The sequence below is a fragment of the Butyrivibrio sp. X503 genome (genome assembly GCF_003625475.1).
Classification (GTDB): Bacteria; Bacillota; Clostridia; order Lachnospirales; family Lachnospiraceae; genus Butyrivibrio.
In genome coordinates this window covers 163441-176251 of the sequence record NZ_RAIQ01000005.1, presented here as the reverse complement: position 1 = coordinate 176251, position 12811 = coordinate 163441, and the positions used below count along the sequence as shown (strand labels likewise).

Here is a 12811-nt window from a genome sequence, read left to right as displayed (position 1 = left end):
ATCACCCCTTCACAGCTCCTGCAATGAGGCTTTGCTGAACTTTGTTACTCATGAATAAATATACTACAATTGTCGGGAATGTTGCAATTGCAAGGGCTGCACCTATGGGCCCCCAATTGGTCGAATAAGTGCCTGCAAGTGTTTGGATACCAACTGTGAGTGTTCTATGCTGAGAATCGCTTATAAATACAGTTGCAAACATCAATTCATTCCACGCCTGAAGAAATGTAAAAATAGCTATGGTAGAAAGTGCAGGTCTCATCAGCGGAACAATTACCCTAAAGAAGATCCCCAAGGTTCCGCATCCGTCAATGCAGGCAGCGTCCTCCAGTTCGTAAGGGATACCCGCCATAAAACTGTTGCATATAAGTATTGCCATAGATAATGCAAAGGCAGAATAAGGGATTATAAGCGATGCATATGAGTTAAGAAATCCTATTTTCTGCAGTATCAAAAAAACAGGCAACAGCGCAGCATGTATCGGGATCGTAAGTCCCAGTACAAACAGTATATTTAACATCTTTCTTCCGACAAATATAAGTCTGCTGAGCGCATAGGAAGCCATAACCGAAGTGATGATCACGATCACTATCGTAAGTGCCGTTACAAAAATGCTGTTTCTAAAATATACGAGCACGTTTCCTACCGACATAGCGCTCTTATAATTTTCAAACTGCCACACCTTAGGAAGTGCCAGAGGATTTCCGTTAAAAATCTCATTGTTGTTTTTTAGCGAAAATGCCAACAACCAATATAGCGGAAATATACACAATACCAACCATATGATAAGGATAATGTGCTTAATCTTTTTTGCTATCTTTTCCTTCACTGTCACACCTCCCAACGTTTAAAAATACGTTTGATAATGATGGCAGAAGTGAAGCATATCAGTATTATAAAAATAGCTATCGCGCTACCGACACCATAATGGTTCTTTTGAAAGATCTCAGTAAACATCAATGTACTCGGAACTTCCGAAGCATGCGCAGGGCCGCCTCCCGTAAGAATGTAGATAAGATCGAAGGACTTAAATGCACCGGTAACCGCAAAGATAGTACATACTTCAAGCACCGGCATGAGCATTGGTATTGTTATGCGACATGCAATCTGAAATCCGTTCGCTCCATCTATTTTGGCAGCTTCTATTATCTCTGAGTTGATGGATTTGATACCTGCATACATTAACAGCATATGGTATCCGACATATTGCCATATCATCGGGACAAAGACTGCCGCCAGTACTTTTCCCTGATTGCCAAGCCAAGAATCCGCATAATTCTCAAGACCTATCATGCTTAAGATCCCATTTAACAACCCGTGAGACGGGTTATATATCTTGAGCCAAAGCTGACCGATCACAACTGTCGAAAGCATAACAGGAATAAAGAATACCGTCATATACATCTTTTCGCCCTTTATTCCTCCTGATATCAGGATCGCAAAAACAAGAGCGAGAGGAAGCTGGATACCTACAGCGCACAGAGCCAGTAGAAGCATGTTTTTAATAGAACCGCGTAAAACTTCTCCCTCGAACAATTCACGGTAGTTGGAAAAACCGATAAATACTTTATCCCTTATTCCGTCCCATTCCGTAAGACTGTAATACCCGGAACATATAATAGGTATGATGATAATGGATACAAATAATATTATTGCAGGGAGCAGCAATATAATTGCTGCCCCCTTGTTGTGTCTGACTTTATCCATGTTAACACCTACTCTGTCAACATCTTATTCATTGTTTCAACAAATGTCTTTGAATCTATGTTGCCAACAAAGAACTCCTGAAGAGCAGACTGATAATCTGTATAATCCTCTGCGCTCATGAGTGTTCCGGACCAAACTGTCAGTGAGTTTGCCTCGTTTACGCACTCTGCCATGCGCTCGGAAATAGGGCTCTGTCCTTCCACTTCATAATCAACTTTCCAAGCTGCCAGACCGGCACCATCCTGATATCCGTACTTGGACAGGCTCTTAGCTATCTCAAAAGCAGCGTTTGCAGCAAGATCGGCATCCTTTGTTTTGGGATTTACCATCAACATATCCTGAGCTCCGCCCATTGAGTCCTCAAGAACAGCCTGATCGCTACATGCGGGGAAAGGCATGAATGAGAAGTCATCGGGATTCTCTGCTCCGGATTGGATCGAACCATCAAGCCATGCTCCTGTCACATACATAGGAACTGTTCCTGCCAAAAATTCCGAAACTGCTTCGTCATTTGAAAGTGCAGCCGCATTTTTATCAAATGCTCCCATCTTAAAGAGCTCGCTGAGCTTCTCAGCTGCATCCGTAAATCCTGCATCTTCGTATCCTGTTCCGCTTCCTGTAAATGCCTTATCAAGCATCTCAGGTCCTACACACTTAAGAGTGAGTGCATCGTTAAACATTGCCATAACCCATGCTTCCTTAACGCTTACACCAAAAGGAGTGATTCCGTTATCCAAAAAAGTTTTGGTAACGTTCATCAGATCGTCCCAGGTTTTGGGCTCGCTAAGACCATATTGTTCAAACATTTTTTTGTTATAGAAAATTCCTGAAATAGAAACCACGTAGGGAACGCCATATACAGATCCGTCGTAGGTAGCATATGACATAGTTCCCTGTGGTAATTCATCCTGATAATCAGTGTAATAAGAATCCAGATTCAAAGCCTTGCCTGCCTCAACAAAAGGCTGTGAAAATCCGCCGCCCCAAGTAAAGTAAATATCGGGTAATTCATCCGAAGCGGCAACGGTTTTGATCTTGGTTTTATAAGACTCGTTTTCGAAGGTTTCCATCTCAACAGTCACATCGGGATGTGCACTCATATAATCAGCGATAGCTGCCTCATAAGCATGATGAGACGAATCTCCCTCCGTTGCAATAGACCATATCTTTAAAGTTTGTGCACCACCGGCTTTCGCACTATCATCGGCACCTGTAGGAGCTGATGAATCGGTAGTTTTTCCACATCCGCTTAAGATGCTGCACAGTGTAAATGTAGCGATCAATATCGCCGCCAATCTTTTTTTCATACCGTCCTCCTTTACAAATAAGGTTATTCAATACACTTATACTTTGCATCTAAAGCAGATCGTTTAATACGTATTTTTTTTACCTAAAATATAACTTTTTTTACCTGATTTTAAAATGGACCATTAACCCTTCCCCAAAGTGCATCCGGCTCAGGCTTTTCCGCCGTACTCGTAGCCTGCTTCTTCAACAGCTGCTTTGATGAGTGCTTCGTCGATGTCCTTGGTGGTTTCTATAGTTACAAGATTCTTCTCGTGAGAAGCTGTAGCTGTTGTAATTCCATCGATCGCCTCAAGTGCCTTTTTTACGTGTGCCTCGCAGTGTGCGCACATCATTCCGTTAACTGTGATATTCATTTGCTTGTTCTCCTTTTCTATTTCATCATTGGTTGATTTTTCTATCAAATTCCCTGTAAGCGGGAGTTTTATCGCTTTATCTTTCGTGCTGTCATATACCTTGAGAAGATTCAGTCTAAGCGCATTGGATACTACACAGAAGCTTGAAAGTCCCATTGCTGCGGCGCCGAACATCGGGTTGAGTGTCCAGCCGAATGCAGCTACATAGCAGCCTGCCGCGAGCGGGATTCCGACGACGTTGTAAAAGAATGCCCAGAATAAATTCTCTTTTATGTTCTTAAGAGTCGCTCTTGAGACCCTTATAGCTGCCGCAACATCAAGAAGGCTTCCCTTCATAAGAACGACGTCCGCTGCATCTATGGCAATATCTGTTCCTGCTCCTATCGCGATCCCTATGTCCGCGCGGGTAAGTGCAGGCGCATCATTGATCCCGTCTCCGACCATGGCAACCTTGCCCTGAGTCATAAGCTCTTTTACCACAGACTCTTTTCCGTCAGGCAAAACTTCTGCGACAACTTCGTCAACACCTGCCTGATCCGCGATCGCCTTGGCTGTTATCTTGTTGTCTCCGGTAAGCATCACGACGTGGATTCCCATTTCCTTAAGCTGAGAGATTGCCTCTGCCGAATCCTCTTTTATCGTATCCGCAACGGCTATAATGCCGATAAGTTCATTATTCACGGTAAAAAGAACCGGCGTCTTGCCCTGCTTAGCAAGCTCATCCATTGTACTTTTATGTGAAGCGACGGCGTCACCTGCGATCGTCTCTATAAACTTAGCATTTCCGCCTGCAACCACGCTGTCACCAAGTTTAGCTCTTAAACCGTTTCCGGACAAAGCCTCAAACTCTTTTGTCTCTTCAAGCTTGATCCCCTGTTCCTCGGCGCTTGTCGCGATCGCCTTCGAGATAGGATGTTCACTCTTAGCTTCAAGTGAATAAGCGATCTTAAGAAGTTCCTCTTTATCTGATCCTTTCGTCGGGATAATGTCTGTAACCTGCATGATCCCTGTTGTTATCGTTCCTGTCTTATCAAGCGCAACGATCTGTGTCTTTCCGACAAGCTCTTGCGAAGCTGCTGTCTTGTACAATATTCCGCTTCTTGCTCCGACGCCGTTTCCGACCATGATCGCAACGGGAGTTGCAAGCCCAAGTGCACAAGGGCAACTTATAACAAGCACCGATACTGCTCTAGCGATGGCATAGCCGAAGGTCTGTCCGACAAGAAGCCAGACGATAAAGGTTATGATCGCTATCGCAATGACAACCGGAACAAATACGCCTGAAACTCTGTCAGCGATCTTGGCGATAGGTGCCTTGGTCGCTGCTGCATCGCTCACCATGCGGATGATCCCCGCAAGCGTTGTGTCCTCTCCGACTCTTGTTGCCTCGCAGACCATGTATCCGGAGGTGTTTATCGTTGCTGCGGACACCTTGTCTCCGACTTGTTTTTCCACAGGAATGCTCTCACCCGTAAGTGCGGATTCATTCACCGCGCTCTCGCCCTCAGTCACGATACCGTCCACGGGTATACTGTCGCCGGGTCTTACAACGAACTTGTCTGAAACTTTAACTTCCTCGATCGAAACCTCTTTTTCCACGCCGTCCTTTAAAAGGACAGCGGTCTTAGGCGCCATCTTCATAAGTGACTTAAGCGCGTCGGTCGTTTTTCCTTTTGACTTTGCTTCTAGCGTTTTTCCGACCGTGATAAGCGTAAGTATTGTCGCCGCAGATTCGAAATAGAACTGATCCATGAAGTACCTGACCTTATCGGTATCTGCTTCGAGCACGGCGCCGGTCATCGCAAAAAGCGCATATACGCTGTACGCAAAAGAAGCTGTGGCTCCGAGCGCAACGAGTGTGTCCATGTTGGGTGATCTGTGAAGAAGACCTCTGAAACCGCTTATGAAAAACTTCTGATTTATGACCATGATAAGGCCAGCTATCAGGAGCTGGTACAGCCCCATCGCCACATGGTTTCCGTTTAAGAATCCGGGCAACGGCCAATCCCACAGCATATGTCCCATCGACACGTACATAAGAGGGATCAAAAGAACTATCGAAGCGATCAACCTCTTTTTTAACTTGGGAGTCTCTGTATCTTTTAGAGAATCCTCGCTTGCATCCGAAGCATTAGTTCCTGCTGCCTTAGACGCCGACGATTTAAGGCTTGCTCCGTATCCTGCGGCTTCCACCGCTTTTATTATTTCTTCGCTTGATGCGCTGCCTTCAACGCCCATCGAGTTTGTGAGAAGGCTTACCGCGCAGCTCTCGACTCCGTCGATCGCGCTTACCGCCTTTTCAACTCTGGCCTGGCATGCAGCACAGCTCATACCTGTTACGTTGTATTGTTCCATATCTTTTACCTACATTTACTTCATAAGCTTCTGAAGCGTAACAACAAGCTCATCAATGATCTCGTCGTTGCCTTCACGAATGTTGTTTGCCACACATGATTTCATGTGATTGGCAAGAAGAACCTTATTGAAGCTGTTGAGCGCCGAAGTGATCGCTGATACCTGCACCAGAATATCCGTGCAATAGGCATCGTTTTCAAGCATGCCCTCAACACCTCGCACCTGTCCCTCAATTCGTTTCAGCCTGTTTATGAGATCTTTTTTCTCCTTATCTTCTCTGTCTTTATGCTTAGCAGAGCAGTGCGGGCAGCTTGTGCTTATCTCTTCCATTTCGTGCATGTCTTCTGCGTTTTCCTTCTTCCTTGCCATATCTTCCTCCTACCGAACAGTGTATCTTTTTTGAGTACAAAAATACCCTAGAGGGGTATACCAATCTTTTGAGATTAATATATACCCCCTTAGGGTATTTGTCAATTAGATTTTGTGAAATTTAATTTTTTGCAGCGGGCTGTGTTTTCCCCGCCCCGATTTCAAAGTGGCGTCTTACAATTCCGATGTCCACTTGGCTGAAGGGGCCGCCTTTGTCAACGAATTCTATCGTTTCGTCGTCTTTTAGTTTGATAAGGAATCTCTGCTGATTGATCGCAGTGGGCGCCAAAAGAGCCATCTCCATCCCTTTGTCGAACCACTCAGGTCTGCTGCCGGGCGCTTCGCATAACTGCGAAATGTCTTTTGACTTATGAGGATTGCCTTGATTCTTGCCGTATCCGATCGCGATGGATATCACAAGTCGCTCACCGTCCAAAACCTCATCTGCAATCTTCTTGCGGTTGAAGGTTCCCGCCCAGCAGGTGTTAAGTCCCAAGGTCTGTGCAAAAAGGACGAGCTTCTCGCCGTAATATCCGACTCTTTGCTCTAAGTCTTTTGCATCCTTTCCGACACAGGCTATAACGCTCGGAGCGGAAGCCAGGCCCATGGCCTTGTTGAGAAGCCTGTTGTACGCATCTCCCGCATCTTCGATGAACTGCAGATGAAGATTTCCTTCCTTGTTGAGCTCATCCACTTTTTCTTTTATCAGTCTAACCTTTTCAGGTTCGATTCTTTTTTCCAAATAGTTTCTGACTGAATGTCTTGCAAGGATCGCTTCTATATCGTTCATAGCATCTCCTTTCAGCGCATTATTACAACACTGCTTTTTTCCACTCATCTTCCTTGAAGCCTGCGAGCACGGTTTTGTCTTTTATGAGCAAGGGTCTCTTAACGAGCATTCCGTCTGATGCAAGAATATCCAGCATCTCGTCGTCGCTCATGTTCGGAAGCTTCTTGGAAAGTTCCATTTCTCTGTAGAGCATTCCGCTTGTGTTGAAGAACTTCTTCAGCGGAAGACCGCTTTTTGCGTTAAGATCTTTGAGCGTCTTCTTGTCGGGATGGTTCTCTTTTATGTCGATGTTTTCGTATTTAACGCCATTGTCATCAAGCCATTTCAAGGCTTTTTTGCAGGTGGAACATTTTGAATAGCAATATACTTTTATCATTGTGTGTCCTCCTAGGTTATCTAAGTCTCAGCATTTTCTTCTCTCATCTTCATTCTATTATAAATGCATATCATGGCTATTGCGAATGTAAACTTACAAAAGCCGACGTTCATAACGCAGGATTCGACGCATCTTATAAAGCCTTCTCTTCCGGTTCCTTCCGTCAAAATAGGCAATCCATCTTTTATAAGACTAAATACAAAGCTCCACAAGTAACTGATAATAAACGGGGCGAAAAAGAAGATTGTCTTTACCTGTTTCCCTTTATTGATCATGTTTAATACTATTATCAGCAAAACTCCGATGATGATTGAATCTAGTCTGATTGCGAATCCAAACATGATATCTTTTAGCCCCAAATGCTTAAAGATGTTGAAATTACTGAATCTCCATAGCGAAAAAAGAAAAATCGGAATCTCCAACAAATAAGTTAATACGACAGATATATAACTAAGAATCTGCTTTTTTGACCGATCAAGGATTATTAATGAAACCGGTAGTGCTGACGCCAAAACATATAAGACATTTCTCGGATCATCCGATTCTCCGTACGGCCTCCCGGTCACATATATATAAACAAATGTTATCACGAGATGTACTATCAGTACTATAACCGCTATCGTCTCGAACAGCTTTCTTTTTTCCAAATTCTTTAAAGACAAAATCAAAAAATAGAAGTACCACGCCAAATATATTAGGATCACATTTGCCATAAATCCACCGAAATAGCTGCTTGGCACAAAAAATGCGATCATGATAACCGGTATTACCAATAACGCTCCCATGATGAAATATTTACAACGCGTTGTCTCATCAACATCCGTAATGTTTACAGAATTCATTGCTCCTCCCGAAAAATTATACGGTTTTTATAATAATAACACAGTTTAAATGCATACTTTGTTGCAGATCGATGATATACTTATACACAATTGCGGTTTAACCACTGCAATAAAAGAAAAAGGAAAGAGGTAAATAAAATATGAATTACGATGTTATCATTATCGGTTCAGGTCCTGCCGGGCTTTTTTCGGCACATGAACTAGCAGGTATGGGTAGAACGGTTGCCCTGATTGATCTAAAAAGCAACATGAATGATATCGCTTCCCGAGCTTGTTCTATGCAACTGATTCTTGACGATGATTATGAAGGAGAAGGAATTGTTGTTGAAAATTCGACATTTCGCTTTCCCAAGAGCGGGTTTTCAGTCCCATATAATTCAAAACTTGTTCCAATTTTTAAAAAATACTATCGTTCGCCTAATGGCAATACCATTTCTTTTGGCGATGGTAAAAAGCCATTCTCTTATAAATTTGATAAAAGCGAATTACTCCATGGCATATATGAAGAATGTTTAAAAATGGGTGTCTCGGTTTACATGAATCATCTATGTACTGCAGTAAAAGACCTTAGAACCCATGTAGAAGTTACTATCTGCGATTTTAATGACAACCATGCTAAGAAAACTCTTCGTTGTAACAAATTAATTGACGCAGAAGGCGTAAATGCAAGCATCGCCCAAAAACTAGGTATGAACAAACATCGCAAGCATTTAGCTACTGCGCTTACCTATAAATGTGTTGTTAAAGGGATAAAAGGTATTGAAAAGAATAGCTGGAATCTTTTTTACGGAAAAGCATATCATACAAATGCTCCCGTAATAATCGGTCCAAGCCTGCTCGGTGATGAATACAACGAGGTTACTATTTCTTCTGACAAAAATTATCGTCCGGATAAAGCATTTTCTGATATAATTTCCAACAGTCCAATATCTGATTGTTTCAAAGGAAGTGAAGTTGTTGAAGAACATGGATGCTCTGTAAAAGCCTTTACTCCCATGAAGAATCCATGCAAAGGAAATGTGATTGTAATCGGTGATGCCGCTGCGTTTGTTGAAGTTGAGACTCAAGGTGCATTATTATGCGGCTACCACGCCGCCAAAGCTGTTAATGCAGAACTTAATGGCGAAAAAGGATGGAACTCATACACTGCATGGTGGCAAAAATCATTTGAATTTAATGGAGATGATTATCTTAGAGTCAGCCAAGGCTATTCTCTTGTCCCTACTTACACAGATAGAGATCTCGATTATCTATTCTCATTAGTAAAGGATAAATGCCTTATCGGAACATACAGTCAATACAAGACTCCCAAGCTTATTTGGAAAACAATACGTGAGCACGATGAAAAAATCCGCCGAGAAAGACCAAGTATCTTTGAAAAAATATGTAATCTGAATCAAATGAGTTTAGCTAGCAGTTTTGAGTAATCCGACCACATAGTGATCTACAAGCAAAAGCCCGCAAATGATGCGGGCTTTTGTAAAAAACTTATGCTTCCTGATTGTTTTCATTACTAATGTCCATTGCAACTTTGCGCTTTCTGTACAATGTCCGTGTCTGATAGAGTAGCAGCGCATAACTTGTTATTCCAAGTAACAACATCAAAGCATTGTCCTTATAATTCCAGTGGCCAAAACTGCTCCCTCCATCGGCCGAATATCTAAATATCTCACTTATATTATTGAAACATCTAATTAAGCATGTTGCTATTCCTGCTATAGAAACTACCGTGATAAGCGCCGGCCAGAATTTCACAGTTTTCTCTTTTATAAAAAAGAAAAATGAAGCTATGGCAGCAATGAAGGTTATGAGCACGGGAGTTCCGATTGTCCTTGCTATCCGGTACCAATTAATAAATAATGCTTCATGAGGACGGATAATTGCAGCTATGACCAAAACACCCATAGATGCTATATAGATTATGCACATGATACTAAATGCGATCACCAGAATCAGTCCTATTCTTTTGGGCGTCAATGTGTCTTTTACCGCACTTATAAGTCCGATGGTAAATACTACCGCTTCTATAATGTATCCCAGCACTGTAACCCAACTATCAAGTCCAATCCCATGCGTCATGCCATCTGACATGTTCGCATATTCCGCTACTCTTAGGCCAATGCCCATAACATTGTTCACCACGGATATTATAAGAGACAATACTACGATGGCATAAAGCGCGATCATTATATTATTTGCTGTTTTGCTCTCCACTACAAGGCTCTTTTCAACTACTTTTGTCATATCATTTCCGGAAAGAAGGTCGTCAAGGCTCACTTCCAGAATCTGTGATATTTTCTTTGTTGTGACAAGATCCGGGTATCTGTCTCCGCACTCCCAATGGGAAACAGTCTGTCTTGTGACATATAATTGTTCAGCCAATGTCTGCTGCGTCATTCCTTTTTCTTCTCTTGCACGTCTCAGCTGTTCGCCAAATTCGACCATCTTTACTCTGCTCCTTTCGCGTTATAAAATTCACCTGCAGATGTTGAAATCAGTATCTCGTATCCCACCAAAATATGCAAGCAACACCTACGAAAAAGCGAGGCAACGTAGTGTTGCCCCGCCGTAAATACGCGAAAAGTCTGTCTTTTACCCCTGATGTTTTGGGGCCCGTTAGCCTCGTCACCTGGGCCCGGTTTATGCCCCCTTAGGTTCTCTGATCGTCTTCAAAATATTCATCTATACCATCGGCTATTCCGGTTGCGATCTTCCACTGATAGTCATCTGTCGCCATCAAAAGATCTTCCTTTTTGTTTGTCATGTATCCCATCTCAACTATCGTCACGGGAACCTGACTCCAGTTGATGCCACTCATAGTATTTGTTTCCCACACTTTTTCTTTTTTACATCCGGTCGCTTCGACCATTCCATCAAGCACGCACGTCGACAGTCTCTTGCTCTCCGGATAAACATCTGCGTTGTACGGGCTCTTTGAAGTCTGGCAGATAGTCATTGCACCGTTTGCGTCCGGATTGTCCGAACCGTTGGCGTGAATCCTTATAAATGCGTCTGCGTTATTGTCATTGGCAATCATCGCGCGCTCGGAATTACTGATGTTTACATCATGAGTCTCTCTTACCATAACAACTTCATATCCGCGACTTTCAAGCTCGTCTCTAAGCTTTAACGAAACATCCAACGTTAGTTCGTATTCATACAGTCCGCTCGCGACACCTGCGGTTCCACCTGAAACCTTGGGTTTCATCTCACTCGATCCGGGTCCCAAAGGCTCTTTTTCATTATTGCATCTCGCCTGATGACCGGCATCTATGACAATCAATTTGCCGTTTGCTGTTCCAGCTTTCGAATACGAATTACCCGAAATGTAGGAGTTCTCTGAAATATAAGAGTTCTCCGATATATATGAATTCCCCGATACATCTGAGTTTCCTGATACATCTGAGTTTCCCGATATAAACGTATCCTGTTCGTTTTCCAACGTCACTTCAGCGCTCGCATCTGAAGAAGCTTTTTGGACACTAAGATCCTCATCCCCACATGCAACCAGCAAAAGAGCTGCCGATAATGCAAGAAGCATCTTCATCTTTTTAAAAATCATCTAAATCCCTTTTCCTTTTCGTACTCAACAATCACGTCTTTATTCTTTATCTCTATATCCGTCAGATCCGTTTCCTGGAATTTATCGGGATCAATCTTTCCCTCATACCATTCCTTGGAATCAAAGTAGGCCTGTAGCTCTTCGTCCTTAAATTTTCTGCCGTGACGGGCATAGATCTCGTTTCTTGCTATCTTGCATTTTTGTGCATCGAAGCCTTCGAGGTCTTCTTTAGTTATAGGTTCGCTTCCGCTATTGGGCAAAAGATAATCCGGATTCTCGTTTTCTTCTTCGTCATCGTTCGGCTCTTCCGAATCGCCGTGCTCTTCATTCTCTGCGGACTCCGAATCTTCATCATGAGACTCCGAAGCCTCTTCATCAGCGGACTCTTCTCCTTCCGGGAGATCTGAAACCTTATATTTGCCGCTCTTTACTTTGATCTTACAATTCACATATTCAGACAGGTTTTCACCGATGTTCCATCTGTATATAATTTCCTCGTCATTGGACAGATCCTCGTCTTTATTAAGCTCTACATCTACGTAATCACGAATCGCATCGACCGGTGTCATTTCGCCAATCAAAGCTCCGTACTCTTTCTTAGCCTTCTTGTTGAATTTAAGCTTTTTGCCATACTTGGCTTCAATGGCTTCCCAGTCTATACTTACCCTCGCGTTACCGCTTCCGTTATATCCTTCTGTCTCAACCGTTAGATATTTGTTTAAATCAATAGTAGGTTTTGAACACAGCACCAGGCAAAGAATAATTATAAGCGCAACAATGCCTGCGCCTATTCCCGCTAATAACTGTTTGGGAACCTGCGCAATGCTGTCCAAAGAAAAGGAAGGTGCACGGCGGCCATAGTCGTAGTCGCGATCATAGTCTCTGTCATCGTAATCTCTTTCGTCATAATCTATATCACGATCATTACGACTTACCGTCTCCTTCTTCGGAACGATCCTCGAATTCACAGGTGCTTTCACCGAAATCAAAGGTGCTCCGCAACTTCTGCAAAACTGCGCCTTGTCATCATTCTCGACACCACATTTTCCACAAAACATCTCGATCCTCCTATGATCTATTTTTTCTATTCATCTGTTATTCCCCTAAAAAATCCCCAGCTGTGTAGCTGGGGATTCAATATTTCAACAC

At 43.0% G+C, this 12811-nt stretch carries 12 protein-coding genes; 1 reads left to right on the top strand and 11 read right to left on the bottom strand.

The window, feature by feature from the left end:
• Position 1: 1 nt before the first annotated feature.
• From D6853_RS10935 to D6853_RS10900, 8 genes are all read right to left on the bottom strand, one after another.
• Entirely contained in the window at positions 2-829 is an 828-nt protein-coding gene (locus tag D6853_RS10935; protein WP_243108340.1) for a carbohydrate ABC transporter permease, read from the bottom strand.
• Positions 830-831: 2 nt separating this feature from the next.
• Positions 832-1707, bottom strand: coding sequence for a carbohydrate ABC transporter permease (locus D6853_RS10930; RefSeq protein WP_120658045.1), 876 nt, complete (start codon positions 1705-1707; stop codon positions 832-834).
• Positions 1708-1715: 8 nt separating this feature from the next.
• A complete protein-coding gene (locus D6853_RS10925) occupies positions 1716-3014 on the bottom strand; it encodes an ABC transporter substrate-binding protein (protein ID WP_120658044.1) in 1299 nt (432 codons plus the stop codon).
• A gap of 150 nt (positions 3015-3164) precedes the next feature.
• Complete coding sequence (locus D6853_RS10920; protein WP_120658043.1) at positions 3165-5723, bottom strand: heavy metal translocating P-type ATPase; 2559 nt, start codon at positions 5721-5723, stop codon at positions 3165-3167.
• Between the two features lie 15 nt (positions 5724-5738).
• Positions 5739-6092, bottom strand: a complete 354-nt coding sequence (locus D6853_RS10915; RefSeq protein ID WP_120658042.1) for a metal-sensing transcriptional repressor — start codon at positions 6090-6092, stop codon at positions 5739-5741.
• 121 nt (positions 6093-6213) lie between these two features.
• A complete protein-coding gene (locus tag D6853_RS10910; RefSeq protein ID WP_158588734.1) occupies positions 6214-6882 on the bottom strand; it encodes a nitroreductase family protein in 669 nt (222 codons plus the stop codon).
• A gap of 22 nt (positions 6883-6904) precedes the next feature.
• Entirely contained in the window at positions 6905-7258 is a 354-nt protein-coding gene (locus tag D6853_RS10905; protein ID WP_092248048.1) for an arsenate reductase family protein, read from the bottom strand.
• A 20-nt stretch (positions 7259-7278) separates the two neighbouring features.
• A complete protein-coding gene (locus D6853_RS10900; protein ID WP_120658040.1) occupies positions 7279-8100 on the bottom strand; it encodes a hypothetical protein in 822 nt (273 codons plus the stop codon).
• 140 nt (positions 8101-8240) lie between these two features.
• On the opposite strand from D6853_RS10900, the gene D6853_RS10895 reads away from it, so the two are divergent.
• Positions 8241-9527 carry an NAD(P)/FAD-dependent oxidoreductase gene (locus tag D6853_RS10895; RefSeq protein ID WP_120658039.1) on the top strand — a complete coding sequence of 429 codons (1287 nt, stop codon included), beginning with the start codon at positions 8241-8243 and terminating at the stop codon, positions 9525-9527.
• A gap of 61 nt (positions 9528-9588) precedes the next feature.
• Here D6853_RS10895 and D6853_RS10890 read toward each other — a convergent pair whose 3' ends face one another.
• From D6853_RS10890 to D6853_RS10880, 3 genes are all read right to left on the bottom strand, one after another.
• Positions 9589-10545, bottom strand: a complete 957-nt coding sequence (locus D6853_RS10890) for a helix-turn-helix domain-containing protein (RefSeq protein ID WP_120658038.1) — start codon at positions 10543-10545, stop codon at positions 9589-9591.
• A gap of 205 nt (positions 10546-10750) precedes the next feature.
• A complete protein-coding gene (locus D6853_RS10885) occupies positions 10751-11662 on the bottom strand; it encodes an N-acetylmuramoyl-L-alanine amidase family protein (RefSeq protein WP_120658037.1) in 912 nt (303 codons plus the stop codon).
• A complete protein-coding gene (locus D6853_RS10880) occupies positions 11659-12720 on the bottom strand; it encodes a YARHG domain-containing protein (protein WP_120658146.1) in 1062 nt (353 codons plus the stop codon). The genes D6853_RS10885 and D6853_RS10880 overlap by 4 nt, the downstream gene beginning before the upstream one ends.
• Between the last annotated feature and the right edge of the window lie 91 nt (positions 12721-12811).

What these genes read in the sequence shown, in the direction of transcription:
- D6853_RS10880 (WP_120658146.1), bottom strand. Translation starts at nt 12,720, where the DNA reads ATGTTTTGTGGAAAATGTGGTGTCGAGAATGATGACAAGGCGCAGTTT.
- D6853_RS10885 (WP_120658037.1), bottom strand. Translation starts at nt 11,662, where the DNA reads ATGATTTTTAAAAAGATGAAGATGCTTCTTGCATTATCGGCAGCTCTT.
- D6853_RS10905 (WP_092248048.1), bottom strand. Translation starts at nt 7,258, where the DNA reads ATGATAAAAGTATATTGCTATTCAAAATGTTCCACCTGCAAAAAAGCC.
- D6853_RS10895 (WP_120658039.1), top strand. Translation starts at nt 8,241, where the DNA reads ATGAATTACGATGTTATCATTATCGGTTCAGGTCCTGCCGGGCTTTTT.
- D6853_RS10930 (WP_120658045.1), bottom strand. Translation starts at nt 1,707, where the DNA reads ATGGATAAAGTCAGACACAACAAGGGGGCAGCAATTATATTGCTGCTC.
- D6853_RS10925 (WP_120658044.1), bottom strand. Translation starts at nt 3,014, where the DNA reads ATGAAAAAAAGATTGGCGGCGATATTGATCGCTACATTTACACTGTGC.
- D6853_RS10890 (WP_120658038.1), bottom strand. Translation starts at nt 10,545, where the DNA reads ATGGTCGAATTTGGCGAACAGCTGAGACGTGCAAGAGAAGAAAAAGGA.
- D6853_RS10900 (WP_120658040.1), bottom strand. Translation starts at nt 8,100, where the DNA reads ATGAATTCTGTAAACATTACGGATGTTGATGAGACAACGCGTTGTAAA.
- D6853_RS10920 (WP_120658043.1), bottom strand. Translation starts at nt 5,723, where the DNA reads ATGGAACAATACAACGTAACAGGTATGAGCTGTGCTGCATGCCAGGCC.
- D6853_RS10910 (WP_158588734.1), bottom strand. Translation starts at nt 6,882, where the DNA reads ATGAACGATATAGAAGCGATCCTTGCAAGACATTCAGTCAGAAACTAT.
- D6853_RS10915 (WP_120658042.1), bottom strand. Translation starts at nt 6,092, where the DNA reads ATGGCAAGGAAGAAGGAAAACGCAGAAGACATGCACGAAATGGAAGAG.